The 13,331-nt window shown below is 54.5% G+C and carries 27 protein-coding genes; all 27 read right to left on the bottom strand.

The features are described from left to right. Positions 1-27: 27 nt before the first annotated feature. On the bottom strand, positions 28-1,029 hold the full coding sequence (locus OKW98_RS04450; protein ID WP_007970428.1) for a DNA-directed RNA polymerase subunit alpha: 1,002 nt from the start codon (positions 1,027-1,029) through the stop codon (positions 28-30). Between the two features lie 22 nt (positions 1,030-1,051). Continuing rightward, complete coding sequence (rpsD, locus tag OKW98_RS04445; protein WP_037017742.1) at positions 1,052-1,672, bottom strand: 30S ribosomal protein S4; 621 nt, start codon at positions 1,670-1,672, stop codon at positions 1,052-1,054. 18 nt (positions 1,673-1,690) lie between these two features. Next, positions 1,691-2,080 (bottom strand): 30S ribosomal protein S11, encoded by a 390-nt coding sequence (gene rpsK / locus OKW98_RS04440; RefSeq protein WP_002555466.1) that lies wholly within the window; start codon positions 2,078-2,080, stop codon positions 1,691-1,693. Between the two features lie 30 nt (positions 2,081-2,110). Next, positions 2,111-2,467 (bottom strand): 30S ribosomal protein S13, encoded by a 357-nt coding sequence (gene rpsM, locus OKW98_RS04435; protein ID WP_037017739.1) that lies wholly within the window; start codon positions 2,465-2,467, stop codon positions 2,111-2,113. Positions 2,468-2,598: 131 nt separating this feature from the next. Next, positions 2,599-2,715 carry a 50S ribosomal protein L36 gene (gene rpmJ / locus OKW98_RS04430; protein ID WP_002555468.1) on the bottom strand — a complete coding sequence of 39 codons (117 nt, stop codon included), beginning with the start codon at positions 2,713-2,715 and terminating at the stop codon, positions 2,599-2,601. Positions 2,716-2,743: 28 nt separating this feature from the next. Then, positions 2,744-4,075, bottom strand: a complete 1,332-nt coding sequence (gene secY, locus OKW98_RS04425) for a preprotein translocase subunit SecY (protein WP_237254173.1) — start codon at positions 4,073-4,075, stop codon at positions 2,744-2,746. Then, positions 4,076-4,507 (bottom strand): 50S ribosomal protein L15, encoded by a 432-nt coding sequence (rplO, locus tag OKW98_RS04420; protein WP_237254172.1) that lies wholly within the window; start codon positions 4,505-4,507, stop codon positions 4,076-4,078. Between the two features lie 3 nt (positions 4,508-4,510). Continuing rightward, complete coding sequence (gene rpmD / locus OKW98_RS04415; protein ID WP_265388108.1) at positions 4,511-4,687, bottom strand: 50S ribosomal protein L30; 177 nt, start codon at positions 4,685-4,687, stop codon at positions 4,511-4,513. A 2-nt stretch (positions 4,688-4,689) separates the two neighbouring features. Next, positions 4,690-5,190, bottom strand: a complete 501-nt coding sequence (gene rpsE, locus OKW98_RS04410) for a 30S ribosomal protein S5 (protein ID WP_037017729.1) — start codon at positions 5,188-5,190, stop codon at positions 4,690-4,692. A 3-nt stretch (positions 5,191-5,193) separates the two neighbouring features. Then, a complete protein-coding gene (rplR, locus tag OKW98_RS04405; protein ID WP_037017727.1) occupies positions 5,194-5,544 on the bottom strand; it encodes a 50S ribosomal protein L18 in 351 nt (116 codons plus the stop codon). 10 nt (positions 5,545-5,554) lie between these two features. Beyond that, a complete protein-coding gene (gene rplF / locus OKW98_RS04400; RefSeq protein WP_108121485.1) occupies positions 5,555-6,088 on the bottom strand; it encodes a 50S ribosomal protein L6 in 534 nt (177 codons plus the stop codon). A 12-nt stretch (positions 6,089-6,100) separates the two neighbouring features. Further along, complete coding sequence (rpsH, locus tag OKW98_RS04395) at positions 6,101-6,493, bottom strand: 30S ribosomal protein S8 (protein ID WP_037017722.1); 393 nt, start codon at positions 6,491-6,493, stop codon at positions 6,101-6,103. Between the two features lie 214 nt (positions 6,494-6,707). Beyond that, complete coding sequence (gene rpsN, locus OKW98_RS04390) at positions 6,708-7,013, bottom strand: 30S ribosomal protein S14 (protein WP_003186042.1); 306 nt, start codon at positions 7,011-7,013, stop codon at positions 6,708-6,710. Positions 7,014-7,026: 13 nt separating this feature from the next. Further along, entirely contained in the window at positions 7,027-7,566 is a 540-nt protein-coding gene (gene rplE, locus OKW98_RS04385; RefSeq protein ID WP_237254171.1) for a 50S ribosomal protein L5, read from the bottom strand. A gap of 20 nt (positions 7,567-7,586) precedes the next feature. Then, the gene (gene rplX / locus OKW98_RS04380; RefSeq protein WP_002555478.1) at positions 7,587-7,901 is read right to left on the bottom strand and encodes a 50S ribosomal protein L24; all 315 of its coding nucleotides are present in this window, start codon (positions 7,899-7,901) and stop codon (positions 7,587-7,589) included. An 11-nt stretch (positions 7,902-7,912) separates the two neighbouring features. Beyond that, entirely contained in the window at positions 7,913-8,281 is a 369-nt protein-coding gene (gene rplN / locus OKW98_RS04375) for a 50S ribosomal protein L14 (RefSeq protein WP_002555479.1), read from the bottom strand. Positions 8,282-8,304: 23 nt separating this feature from the next. Next, entirely contained in the window at positions 8,305-8,571 is a 267-nt protein-coding gene (rpsQ, locus tag OKW98_RS04370; protein ID WP_003194644.1) for a 30S ribosomal protein S17, read from the bottom strand. A 2-nt stretch (positions 8,572-8,573) separates the two neighbouring features. After that, on the bottom strand, positions 8,574-8,765 hold the full coding sequence (gene rpmC / locus OKW98_RS04365; protein ID WP_002555481.1) for a 50S ribosomal protein L29: 192 nt from the start codon (positions 8,763-8,765) through the stop codon (positions 8,574-8,576). Further along, positions 8,765-9,178: a 50S ribosomal protein L16 gene (gene rplP / locus OKW98_RS04360; protein ID WP_003186052.1), complete on the bottom strand. Its 414-nt coding sequence runs from the start codon at positions 9,176-9,178 to the stop codon at positions 8,765-8,767. The genes rpmC and rplP overlap by 1 nt, the downstream gene beginning before the upstream one ends. 12 nt (positions 9,179-9,190) lie before the next feature. Beyond that, positions 9,191-9,877 (bottom strand): 30S ribosomal protein S3, encoded by a 687-nt coding sequence (gene rpsC, locus OKW98_RS04355; RefSeq protein WP_003176422.1) that lies wholly within the window; start codon positions 9,875-9,877, stop codon positions 9,191-9,193. A 13-nt stretch (positions 9,878-9,890) separates the two neighbouring features. Further along, the gene (gene rplV, locus OKW98_RS04350; RefSeq protein WP_003103908.1) at positions 9,891-10,223 is read right to left on the bottom strand and encodes a 50S ribosomal protein L22; all 333 of its coding nucleotides are present in this window, start codon (positions 10,221-10,223) and stop codon (positions 9,891-9,893) included. 13 nt (positions 10,224-10,236) lie between these two features. Beyond that, on the bottom strand, positions 10,237-10,512 hold the full coding sequence (gene rpsS, locus OKW98_RS04345; protein WP_002555486.1) for a 30S ribosomal protein S19: 276 nt from the start codon (positions 10,510-10,512) through the stop codon (positions 10,237-10,239). Positions 10,513-10,528: 16 nt separating this feature from the next. Then, a complete protein-coding gene (rplB, locus tag OKW98_RS04340; protein ID WP_003176423.1) occupies positions 10,529-11,353 on the bottom strand; it encodes a 50S ribosomal protein L2 in 825 nt (274 codons plus the stop codon). Between the two features lie 14 nt (positions 11,354-11,367). After that, positions 11,368-11,667 carry a 50S ribosomal protein L23 gene (rplW, locus tag OKW98_RS04335; protein ID WP_065988457.1) on the bottom strand — a complete coding sequence of 100 codons (300 nt, stop codon included), beginning with the start codon at positions 11,665-11,667 and terminating at the stop codon, positions 11,368-11,370. Then, on the bottom strand, positions 11,664-12,266 hold the full coding sequence (gene rplD / locus OKW98_RS04330) for a 50S ribosomal protein L4 (protein ID WP_237254170.1): 603 nt from the start codon (positions 12,264-12,266) through the stop codon (positions 11,664-11,666). The genes rplW and rplD overlap by 4 nt, the downstream gene beginning before the upstream one ends. A 12-nt stretch (positions 12,267-12,278) precedes the next feature. After that, on the bottom strand, positions 12,279-12,914 hold the full coding sequence (gene rplC / locus OKW98_RS04325; RefSeq protein WP_065988459.1) for a 50S ribosomal protein L3: 636 nt from the start codon (positions 12,912-12,914) through the stop codon (positions 12,279-12,281). Between the two features lie 81 nt (positions 12,915-12,995). Further along, on the bottom strand, positions 12,996-13,307 hold the full coding sequence (gene rpsJ, locus OKW98_RS04320; protein WP_003186070.1) for a 30S ribosomal protein S10: 312 nt from the start codon (positions 13,305-13,307) through the stop codon (positions 12,996-12,998). Between the last annotated feature and the right edge of the window lie 24 nt (positions 13,308-13,331).

Here is a 13,331-nt window from a genome sequence, read left to right as displayed (position 1 = left end):
AAACACTACGTTCGGTGATTACGACGATCAGGCAGTCGCCTTGTCGTCCTTCTTAAGACTTGCAGGCGGCCAGTTGTCGAGGCGCATGCCGAGGGAGAGACCACGAGAAGCCAGAACGTCCTTGATCTCGGTCAAGGATTTCTTGCCCAGGTTCGGAGTCTTCAACAGTTCTACTTCGGTGCGCTGAATCAGGTCGCCGATGTAGTAAATGTTCTCCGCCTTAAGGCAGTTGGCCGAACGTACGGTCAGTTCCAAATCGTCAACCGGACGAAGCAGGATCGGATCGATCTCGTCTTCCTGTTCGACTACAACAGGTTCGCTGTCACCTTTGAGGTCCACGAACGCAGCCAACTGCTGTTGCAGGATGGTTGCTGCACGACGGATAGCCTCTTCAGGATCCAGAGTACCGTTGGTTTCCAGATCAATAACCAGCTTGTCCAGGTTGGTACGTTGCTCGACACGGGCGTTTTCCACCACGTATGCAATGCGACGAACCGGGCTGAACGAAGAGTCGAGCTGCAAGCGACCGATGCTGCGGCTTTCGTCTTCATCGCTCTGACGCGAGTCTGCTGGTTCATAACCGCGACCACGAGCTACAACGAGCTTCATGTTCAGGGCGCCGTTAGACGCCAGGTTAGCGATTACGTGATCGGGGTTAACGATCTCGACATCATGATCCAGCTGAATATCGGCAGCGGTAACCACCCCCGAACCCTTCTTCGACAAGGTCAGCGTAACTTCGTCTCGACCGTGCAGCTTGATAGCCAGACCTTTAAGGTTCAACAGGATTTCAATGACATCTTCCTGTACACCTTCGATGGCGCTGTACTCATGGAGTACACCGTCAATCTCGGCCTCGACTACTGCACAGCCGGGCATGGAGGACAACAGGATGCGGCGCAGCGCGTTGCCCAGGGTATGGCCGAAACCACGCTCGAGAGGCTCGAGAGTGATTTTGGCGCGGGTCGGACTGACAACCTGCACATCAATGTGGCGGGGTGTCAGGAACTCATTTACCGAAATCTGCATGGATGCACCTATTTTCTAGCCCTTACTTGGAGTAGAGCTCGACAATCAGGCTTTCGTTGATGTCGGCGGACAGATCACTGCGAGCTGGGACGCTTTTGAAGACGCCAGATTTTTTCTCAGTGTCTACTTCTACCCATTCTACGCGGCCACGTTGGGCACACAGATCGAGAGCCTGGACAATACGCAGTTGGTTCTTCGCTTTTTCGCGGATTGCCACTACGTCACCAGCACGGACCTGGTAGGACGGAACGTTAACGGTTTTGCCGTTTACGCTTACCGACTTGTGCGATACCAGCTGACGCGATTCGGCACGAGTCGAACCGAAGCCCATGCGGTATACAACGTTGTCCAGACGGCATTCGAGCAGTTGCAGCAGGTTCTCACCAGTCGCGCCTTTCTTGCCGGCAGCTTCTTTGTAGTAACCGCTGAACTGACGCTCGAGAACGCCATAAATACGACGGACTTTCTGCTTTTCACGCAGTTGGGTGCCGTAGTCGGACTGGCGACCGCGGCGTTGGCCGTGGATACCAGGTGCTGCTTCGATGTTGCACTTCGATTCGATCGCGCGCACGCCGCTCTTCAGAAAGAGATCGGTGCCTTCGCGACGAGCGAGTTTGCATTTTGGACCAATGTAACGAGCCATTCTTTACAATCTCCTGGATTACACGCGGCGCTTCTTCGGCGGACGGCACCCGTTGTGCGGGATTGGCGTCACGTCGGTGATGCTGGCGATCTTGTAGCCGCAGCCGTTCAAAGCACGGACAGCAGATTCACGACCTGGACCTGGACCTTTGACGTTGACGTCGAGGTTTTTCAGGCCGTATTCCAGCGCAGCTTGACCAGCACGTTCAGCAGCTACTTGAGCAGCAAACGGCGTGGACTTGCGAGAACCGCGGAAACCCGAACCACCGGAGGTTGCCCAAGACAGGGCGTTACCTTGACGGTCGGTGATGGTCACGATTGTGTTGTTAAAAGATGCATGGATGTGGGCGATGCCATCAACCACTGTCTTTTTAACTTTTTTACGAGGACGAGCAGCAGGTTTTGCCATGATTTAATTCCTGTCGATTCGCTGGGGCGATTACTTGCGGATCGGCTTACGCGGACCTTTACGGGTACGCGCGTTAGTCTTGGTACGCTGACCGCGCACTGGAAGACCACGACGATGACGCAGACCCCGATAGCAACCGAGGTCCATCAAGCGCTTGATTTTCATGTTGATTTCGCGACGCAGATCACCTTCAGTGGTGAACTTCGCGACTTCGCCACGCAGCTGTTCAATCTGCTCGTCGCTCAGATCTTTGATCTTTACCGCCGGGTTAACCCCGGTAGTAGCACAGATTTTGTGTGCAGTTGTGCGACCAACACCATAGATGTAGGTCAGCGAGATAACAGTATGCTTGTTATCTGGAATGTTAACGCCTGCAATACGGGCCATTCAGTGGGACTCCAATTGACAGCTACCTACGCCCCGGAAGCCAAGAAATAGGGCGCGAGATAATATCGCTGTAATAACAAATAATCAACCCAGCAGCGCACTAGCTGCTGGGCTTTTAGCACAGATCACATTTAGCCTTGGCGCTGCTTGTGACGTGGTTCCGCGCTGCAAATTACTCGAACAACACCTTCGCGGCGAATAATCTTGCAGTTGCGGCACAGCTTTTTCACCGATGCACGAACTTTCATCACCAACTCCTAGAACCTTATGGGTGCTTCAGCGCAGCATGCCGCTGCCGTAGCCCTTCAGGTTGGCTTTCTTCATCAGGGATTCGTACTGGTGCGAAACGAGGTGCGATTGCACTTGGGACATGAAGTCCATCACAACCACGACCACGATCAGCAACGAGGTCCCGCCAAGGTAAAACGGCACGTTCGCAGCGACCACCAGAAACTGTGGAAGCAGGCATACGGCCATCATATAAAGAGCACCGAACATGGTCAGACGAGTCAGAACGCCATCAATATAGCGTGCAGACTGCTCACCAGGACGAATGCCCGGAATAAAGGCACCGGACTTCTTCAGGTTTTCCGCTACGTCTTTCGGATTGAACATCAACGCCGTATAGAAGAAGCAGAAGAAAATAATCCCTGCACTAAACAGCAGAATATTCAACGGCTGACCAGGTGCGATCGACTGCGAGATGTCCTGCAGCCAGCCCATACCCTCAGACTGACCGAACCAGGCACCCAGCGAAGCCGGAAACAGCAAAATGCTGCTCGCGAAGATGGCAGGAATAACGCCCGCCATGTTCACTTTCAACGGCAAGTGGCTCGTCTGCGCAGCGAAGACCTTGCGGCCCTGCTGACGCTTGGCGTAGTGAACAGCAATACGACGCTGACCACGCTCGATGAACACCACGAAACCGATGATCGCTACTGCCAGCAAACCGATGGCGACCAAAGCGAAGATATTGATATCACCTTGACGTGCAGACTCGAAAGACTGCCCGATCGCTCTCGGAAGACCGGCGACGATACCCGAAAAAATCAACATCGAGATACCGTTGCCAACACCGCGCTCAGTGATCTGCTCGCCCAGCCACATCATGAACAGCGCACCAGCTACAAACGTGGTGACTGCGACGAAGTGGAAGCCGATATCTGCTGAGAACGCAACGCCCTGACCGGCCAAACCAATGGACATGCCAATGGCTTGAACCAGGGCCAGAACTACGGTGCCATAGCGGGTGTACTGGCTGATCTTACGACGACCAGCCTCACCTTCCTTCTTCAACTGCTCCAGCTGTGGGCTGACCGCGGTCATGAGCTGCATGATGATCGATGCCGAGATATACGGCATGATCCCCAGTGCAAAAATGCTCATGCGCTCCAGCGCACCACCAGAAAACATGTTGAACAAGCTAAGAATGGTCCCCTCATTCTGTCGAAACAGGTCCGCCAGCCGGTCAGGGTTGATACCCGGAACTGGGATATGCGCACCGATCCGATAGACGATAATCGCCAGGAACAGGAAACGCAGACGAGCCCAGAGTTCGGACAACCCGCCGGTTTTGCCTAGCGCTGAGAGAGCACCTTGCTTAGCCATTTATTCCTCGAACTTGCCGCCAGCTGCTTCGATAGCCGCACGCGCACCTTTGGTGGCTGCGATACCTTTGAGGGTGACTGCGCGAGTAACCTCACCGGACAGCATGATTTTCACACGCTGTACGTTTTGGTTGATCACGTTGGCATCCTTCAGGGACTGCACAGTGACGACGCCTTCTACTTTTGACAGCTCGGAAGTGCGAACTTCAGCACGATCCATAGCTTTCAAAGAGACGAAGCCGAACTTAGGCAGACGACGATGCAACGGCTGTTGGCCGCCTTCGAAGCCCGGAGCAATGGTGCCACCGGAGCGGGAGGTCTGACCTTTGTGGCCACGGCCACCGGTCTTACCCAAACCACTACCGATACCACGGCCCGGACGATGCTTTTCGCGACGGGAACCCGGCGCTGGACTCAGATCATTGAGTTTCATCGATTAACCCTCGACTCGCAGCATGTAGTAGGCCTTGTTGATCATCCCACGGTTTTCCGGGGTATCAACGACTTCTACAGTGTGACCGATGCGACGCAGACCCAAACCCTTAATGCACAATTTGTGGTTAGGGATGCGGCCGGTCATGCTTTTGATCAGCGTTACTTTAACGGTAGCCATGATCAGAAGATCTCCTGGACGTTCAGGCCGCGTTTAGCAGCGATCGACTCAGGGGACTGCATGGTTTTCAAACCTTTGAACGTTGCGTGAACAACGTTAACCGGGTTAGTCGAACCGTAGCACTTGGCCAGAACGTTGTGGACGCCAGCAACTTCGAGGACGGCGCGCATTGCACCACCAGCGATGATGCCAGTACCTTCCGACGCAGGCTGCATGTAAACCTTCGAAGCCCCATGAGCGGACTTGATGGCGTACTGCAGCGTAGTGCCGTTCAGATCAACCTGGATCATGTTGCGGCGAGCAGCTTCCATTGCCTTCTGGATCGCGGCAGGCACTTCACGTGACTTGCCACGGCCGAAGCCAACGCGCCCTTTACCATCACCAACCACGGTCAACGCGGTGAAAGTGAAGATACGGCCGCCTTTAACGGTTTTTGCTACGCGATTAACCTGTACCAGCTTCTCGATGTAGCCTTCGTCGCGTTTTTGGTCGTTATTTGACATAACTTAGAACTCCAGCCCGCCTTCACGAGCAGCATCAGCCAGCGCCTTAACGCGACCGTGGTACTTGAAGCCAGAACGATCAAAAGCCACTTGCGATACACCGGCGGCTTTCGCACGCTCAGCGATCAGCTGGCCAACTTTAGTGGCCGCGTCGATGTTGCCAGTGGCGCCATCACGCAGTTCTTTGTCCAAAGTCGAGGCGTTTGCCAGGACTTTGCTGCCGTCGGCCGAGATGACCTGGGCATAAATGTGCTGCGAAGAGCGGTACACGCAGAGACGCACGACTTCGAGTTCGTGCATTTTCAGGCGTGCTTTGCGAGCGCGACGCAGTCGGGTAACTTTTTTGACGGTCATTTGCTATGCCCTACTTCTTCTTGGCTTCTTTACGACGGACGACTTCGTCCGCGTAACGCACGCCTTTGCCTTTGTACGGCTCTGGACGGCGGAAGTCGCGGATCTCAGCGGCCACTTGACCAACCAACTGCTTGTCGATACCGCGAATAACGATATCGGTTTGGTTGGGAGTCTCAGCGGTGATGCCTTCCGGCAATTCGTAGTCCACTGGGTGCGAGAAGCCAAGGGCCAGGTTCAGCACCGTGCCTTTTGCTTGCGCTTTGTAACCAACACCGACCAGCTGGAGCTTGCGCTCGAAGCCTTGGCTTACGCCCTGGACCATGTTGTTTACCAACGCACGAGTGGTACCGGCCATTGCGCGAGTTTGTTGATCGCCATTGCGAGCAGCGAAACGCAGCTCACCGGACTCTTCAACAATTTCAACGGACGAATGGATGTTCAGGTCTAGAGTGCCCTTGGCACCCTTCACCGAAAGCTGCTGGCCGACGAGTTTGACTTCGACGCCTGCTGGCAACTTAACGGGGTTCTTAGCTACGCGTGACATGCTTATCCCCCCTTAGAACACTGTGCAAAGCACTTCGCCGCCGACACCGGCAGCGCGCGCAGCACGATCCGTCATCACACCTTTGTTGGTGGAGACGATAGACACACCGAGGCCGCCACGAACTTTTGGCAACTCATCGACGGACTTGTACTGACGCAGGCCTGGTCGGCTAACGCGCTTCACTTCTTCGATGACCGGACGGCCTTCGAAGTACTTCAGCTCGATGGATAGCAACGGCTTGGTTTCGCTGCTGATCTGATAACCCGCAATGTAACCTTCGTCCTTCAGGACTTTGGCTACAGCCACCTTCAACGTGGAGGATGGCATGCTTACGACGGGCTTTTCAGCCATCTGGGCATTACGGATACGAGTTAGCATGTCCGCTAACGGGTCCTGCATACTCATGGGCTAGACGCTCCTGATACAAAAAAAATGAGCCTTACGGCTACAACCTATCGCCTTAAAATTCCGGGCACGTGCAAGCACGGGCTCTGGCGAGCCGGCAATTCTAGGCGCACCCCGGAAATGAATCAAGCCCCAAAAGGGGCTTGATTCAAATTCAGGCTCTACGCCCATCAGTTCGAGGTGAACACAATAGGCGCACTGCGAGAATAACTGCTTACCAGCTAGCTTTAACCAGACCTGGTACGTCGCCACGCATTGCTGCTTGGCGCAGCATGTTACGGCCGAGGCCGAACTTGCGGTATACGCCGTGCGGACGACCTGTCAGGCGGCAACGGTTACGCATGCGCGAGGCACTTGCGTCACGTGGTTGCTTCTGCAGTGCGACCGTAGCTTCCCAACGTGCTTCTGGACTTGCGTTCAGATCCACGATGATCGCTTTCAGCGCAGCACGCTTGGTAGCGTACTTGGCAACGGTGAGCTGACGCTTCAGCTCACGGTTTTTCATGCTCTTCTTGGCCATGGTCCTACTCCAATCAGTTGCGGAACGGGAACTTGAAAGCACGCAGCAATGCGCGACCTTCTTCGTCCGTACGAGCAGTGGTGGTCAGGGTAATGTCCAGACCGCGCAGGGCATCGATCTTGTCGTAGTCGATTTCCGGGAAAATAATCTGCTCTTTAACGCCCATACTGTAGTTACCACGACCATCGAAGGACTTGGCATTCAGGCCGCGGAAGTCGCGAACCCGAGGCAGGGAGATCGACAGCAGACGATCCAGGAATTCATACATACGCTCACGGCGCAGAGTCACTTTGACGCCGATCGGCCAACCTTCACGGACTTTAAAGCCAGCGATAGATTTGCGAGCGTAGGTCACAACGACTTTTTGGCCGGTGATTTTTTCCAGGTCTGCAACAGCGTGCTCGATGATTTTCTTATCGCCGATCGCCTCGCCCAGACCCATGTTCAGGGTGATCTTGGTAACGCGTGGAACTTCCATCACGTTCGAAAGCTTAAGTTCTTCCTTAAGTTTCGGTGCGATTTCTTTCCAGTAAATCTCTTTTAGTCGTGCCATGGTCTTCTACCTAGCAGTGTTCAAGCATCAACCGCTTTTTGGGTCGACTTGAAGACACGAATTTTCTTGCCGTCTTCAACTTTGAAACCAACGCGGTCAGCCTTGTTGGTTGCGCCGTTGAAAATGGCGACGTTAGAAGCGTGCAATGGCGCTTCTTTCTCGACGATACCGCCCTGTACGCCCGACATCGGGTTTGGCTTGGTATGACGCTTCACCAAGTTGATCCCACCAACGACCAGACGGTCGTCAGCGAGAACCTTGAGCACCTTACCGCGCTTACCTTTGTCTTTGCCGGCGATCACGATGATCTCGTCGTCACGACGAATCTTTTGCATGTCGGATCTCCTTACAGCACTTCTGGGGCGAGCGAGACGATCTTCATGAACTTCTCAGTACGAAGTTCACGGGTCACTGGCCCAAAGATACGGGTGCCGATCGGCTCTTGCTTGTTGTTCAACAGAACAGCAGCGTTGCCATCAAAGCGGATGATGGAGCCGTCTGCGCGACGGACACCGTGGCGAGTGCGGACTACTACTGCAGTCATCACTTGGCCTTTCTTCACCTTGCCGCGCGGAATTGCTTCCTTGACGGTCACTTTGATGATGTCACCGATACCAGCGTAACGACGATGAGAGCCACCAAGCACCTTGATGCACATAACGCGGCGTGCGCCGCTGTTATCGGCCACATCGAGCATGGATTGAGTCTGAATCATATAATTTCTCCGACCCCTAGCCCTTAGACTTCCACAGCGCGTTCGAGAACATCAACCAGTGCCCAAGATTTGGTCTTGGCCATCGGACGAGTTTCACGAATAGTGACCTTGTCGCCGATGTGGCACTGATTGGTTTCGTCGTGCGCGTGCAGCTTAGTCGAACGCTTAACGTATTTACCGTAGATTGGGTGCTTGACGCGACGCTCGATCAGTACGGTGATGGTCTTGTCCATCTTGTCGCTGACGACACGGCCAGTCAGCGTACGGACGGTTTTTTCGGCTTCAGCCATGATTACTTACCTGCCTGCTGGTTGAGCACAGTCTTCACGCGAGCGATGTCACGCTTAACTTGCGAGAGCAGGTGAGACTGCCCCAACTGGCCAGTTGCTTTCTGCATGCGCAGATTGAACTGGTCGCGCAGCAAGCCGAGCAGTTGCTCGTTCAGTTGCTGTGCTGATTTTTCACGAAGTTCATTCGCTTTCATCACATCACCGTCCGCTTAACAAAGGAGGTGGCGAGCGGCAGCTTTGCAGCAGCCAGGGCGAAAGCCTCACGCGCCAACTCTTCGGAAACACCCTCGATTTCATACAGGACTTTGCCTGGCTGAATCTGGGCAACCCAGTACTCCACGTTACCCTTACCTTTACCCATCCGAACTTCGAGAGGCTTTTTGGTGACAGGCTTGTCCGGGAATACACGGATCCAGATCTTGCCGCCACGTTTAACGTGACGGGTCAGTGCACGACGCGCTGACTCGATCTGACGAGCGGTGAGACGACCACGAGCAACAGACTTCAGCGCGAACTCGCCGAAGCTGACTTTGCTACCGCGCAGTGCCAGACCACGGTTGTGGCCGGTCATCTGCTTGCGGAACTTCGTACGCTTAGGTTGCAACATTTGGCGTACCCCTTACTTAGCAGCTTTTTTACGAGGCGCTGGTGCTTGCGGTTTCAGCTCTTCTTGGCGACCACCAATTACTTCGCCTTTGAAGATCCAAACCTTTACACCGATCACACCGTAAGTGGTGTGAGCTTCGTAGTTGGCATAGTCGATGTCGGCACGCAGGGTGTGCAAAGGCACACGACCTTCGCGATACCATTCAGTACGTGCAATTTCAGCACCGCCGAGACGACCGCTCACTTGGATTTTGATGCCTTTGGCACCAATGCGCATGGCGTTCTGCACTGCGCGCTTCATAGCGCGACGGAACATTACGCGACGCTCCAGCTGCTGAGCTACGCTCTGCGCAACCAGCATACCGTCGAGCTCCGGCTTACGGATCTCTTCGATATTGATGTGCACAGGCACACCCATTTGCTTGGTCAGGTCCTGACGCAGCTTCTCAACATCTTCACCTTTCTTCCCGATAACGATACCTGGACGAGCGGTGTGGATGGTGATGCGTGCAGTCTGCGCCGGACGATGGATATCGATACGGCTTACGGACGCGCTTTTTAGTTTGTCTTGGAGATACTCTCGCACCTTCAGATCAGCGAACAAATAGTCCGCATAAGTCCGACCGTCTGCGTACCAGACGGAGGTGTGCTCCTTGACGATTCCCAGGCGAATGCCAATGGGATGTACTTTCTGACCCATCTCTTCGACTCCGTTACTTGTCAGCAACCTTGACAGTGATATGGCAAGACCGCTTGACGATGCGATCAGCACGGCCTTTGGCACGTGGCATGATGCGCTTCAGCGAACGCCCTTCGTTGACGAAAACGGTGGAGACCTTGAGGTCATCAACGTCTGCGCCTTCGTTATGCTCGGCGTTGGCTACGGCCGACTCCAGCACTTTCTTCATGATCTCGGCGGCTTTCTTACTGCTGAAAGCCAACAGGTTGAGCGCTTCGCCCACCTTCTTCCCGCGGATCTGGTCGGCGACCAAGCGGGCTTTCTGGGCGGAGATTCGAGCGCCCGACAACTTAGCGGCTACTTCCATCGTTCCTTACCCCTTAACGCTTGGCTTTCTTGTCTGCCACGTGCCCACGATAAGTGCGGGTACCGGCAAACTCGCCTAGTTTGTGGCCGACCATGTCTTCGTTCACGAGAACAGGAACATGTTGACGACCGTTATGCACAGCAATGGTCAAACCGACCATTTGCGGCAGGATCATAGAACGGCGCGACCAGGTCTTAACTGGTTTGCGATCGTTCTTTTCCGCCGCCACTTCGATCTTCTTCAGTAGGTGAAGATCAATAAAAGGACCTTTTTTCAGAGAACGTGGCACTGTCGTATCCCTCTATTTACTTGCGACGACGGACGATCATTTTGTCGGTACGCTTATTACCACGAGTCTTCGCGCCCTTAGTCGGGAAGCCCCACGGCGATACCGGATGACGACCACCAGAGGTACGACCTTCACCACCACCATGTGGGTGGTCAACCGGGTTCATGGCAACACCACGAACGGTTGGGCGAACGCCACGCCAGCGTTTGGCACCAGCTTTACCCAGCGAACGCAGGCTGTGCTCGGAGTTCGAGACCTCACCCAGAGTCGCACGGCATTCAGCCAGAACCTTACGCATCTCACCGGAGCGAAGACGCAGGGTCACGTAGACACCTTCACGAGCGATCAGCTGTGCAGATGCACCAGCGGAACGAGCGATCTGAGCACCTTTACCCGGCTTCAGTTCGATGCCGTGAACGGTAGAACCCACTGGGATGTTGCGCAGCTGCAGAGCGTTACCTGGCTTGATTGGAGCCAAGGCGCCTGCGATCAGCTGGTCGCCAGCACTCACGCCTTTAGGCGCGATGATGTAACGACGCTCGCCGTCTGCGTACAGCAGCAGTGCGATGTGAGCAGTACGGTTTGGATCGTATTCAATGCGCTCGACGGTGGCAGAGATGCCATCCTTGTCATTGCGACGGAAATCGACCAGACGATAATGCTGCTTATGACCACCACCGATGTGACGAGTAGTGATGCGGCCATTGTTGTTACGACCACCAGTCTTCGATTTTTTCTCGAGCAGCGGTGCGTGAGGAGCGCCTTTATGCAGCTCCTGGTTGACCACCTTGACCACAAAACGGCGGCCAGGGGAAGTCGGTTTGCATTTAACGATTGCCATGATGCACCCCTTCCTTACTCAGCACTGCTGCTGAAATCGAGATCTTGGCCTGGCTGAAGGGAGATAACTGCCTTCTTCCAGTCATTACGCTTGCCCAGACCGCGAGCAGTGCGCTTGGTCTTACCCATGACATTCAGGGTAGTGACACGCTCTACTTTCACGCTGAACAGGCTTTCGACGGCCTTCTTGATTTCCAGCTTGGTTGCATCAGTAGCAACCTTGAAAACGAACTGACCTTTTTTGTCTGCCAGAACCGTAGCCTTCTCGGAAACGTGCGGGCCAAGCAGAACTTTAAATACGCGTTCCTGGTTCATCCCAGCAGCTCCTCGAATTTCTTCACGGCCGACACAGTGATCAACACTTTGTCGTATGCGATCAGACTAACTGGATCGGAACCTTGAACATCACGCACATCAACGTGCGGCAGGTTACGAGCAGCCAGGTACAGGTTCTGATCAACAGCGTCCGACACGATCAAAACGTCGGTCAGGCTCATGTCGTTCAGTTTGCCCAGCAGATCTTTGGTTTTCGGCGATTCAACAACGAAATCCTGAACCACGACCAGACGATCAGTACGAACCAGTTCAGCAAGGATGGAGCGCAATGCAGCGCGATACATCTTCTTGTTGAGCTTCTGAGAGTGGTCCTGAGGACGTGCTGCGAAAGTGACACCACCGCCGCGCCAGATCGGGCTACGGATAGTACCGGCACGAGCACGGCCAGTACCCTTTTGACGCCACGGGCGCTTACCGCCACCGGATACGTCAGAACGGGTCTTTTGCTGCTTGCTACCCTGACGACCGCCAGCCATGTAGGCCACGACTGCCTGGTGAACCAGCGTCTCGTTGAATTCGCCGCCAAATGTCAGTTCGGAAACTTCGATCGCTTGAGCGTCATTTACATTTAATTGCATGTCAGCTTCCCCTTAACCGCGAGCCTTGGCTGCTGGACGTACAACCACATTGCCGCCAGTAGCGCCAGGAACAGCACCCTTGACCAACAACAGATTGCGTTCAGCGTCCACGCGCACTACTTCCAGGGACTGCACGGTCACGCGCTCAGCGCCCATATGACCGGACATTTTTTTGCCCTTGAATACACGACCAGGAGTCTGGCACTGGCCGATAGAGCCCGGGACGCGGTGGGACACGGAGTTACCGTGAGTATTATCTTGGCCACGGAAATTGTGGCGCTTGATAGTACCTTGGAAGCCTTTACCTTTGGACTGACCGGTAACATCTACCATCTGGCCAGCAGCAAAGATTTCTGCATTGATCAGATCGCCAGCCTTGTATTCGCCTTCTTCAAGACGGAATTCCAGCACTGTACGACCAGCGGCAACGTTCGCTTTAGCGAAGTGACCTGCTTGAGCAGCAGTCACACGGGAAGCACGACGCACGCCGACAGTGACTTGCACTGCACGATAGCCATCGACTTCTTCGGTTTTGAACTGGGTGACGCGATTCGGCTCGATCTCAATGACCGTAACCGGAATGGAGACACCTTCTTCGGTGAAAATACGGGTCATACCGCATTTACGACCGACTACACCAATAGTCATGTTGTAAACCTCATGAGTGTACGGGGCTTTCACCCGCTATGGCCGCCCATTTCAGAGCGTTACACGACTAAGACCCGAGTCTTAGCCGAGGCTGATCTGTACTTCCACACCTGCCGCAAGATCAAGCTTCATCAGCGCGTCAACGGTTTTATCCGTTGGCTGGACGATGTCCAGAACACGCTTATGAGTGCGGATCTCGTACTGGTCGCGCGCGTCTTTGTTGACGTGCGGAGAAACCAGAACGGTGAACCGCTCTTTACGGGTAGGGAGTGGAATCGGACCACGCACTTGAGCACCAGTACGTTTCGCGGTTTCCACGATTTCCTGGGTGGATTGGTCGATCAGGCGATGATCAAAAGCCTTCAACCTGATACGGATTTGCTGATTTTGCATTGGATTTCAGACTCCAGGCTACTT

It is taken from the genome of Pseudomonas sp. KU26590, assembly GCF_026153515.1.
In the GTDB taxonomy this organism is placed as follows: Bacteria; Pseudomonadota; Gammaproteobacteria; order Pseudomonadales; family Pseudomonadaceae; genus Aquipseudomonas.
Note: the sequence above shows the minus strand (reverse complement) of the source record. Positions and strands in the feature narration are given on the sequence as shown.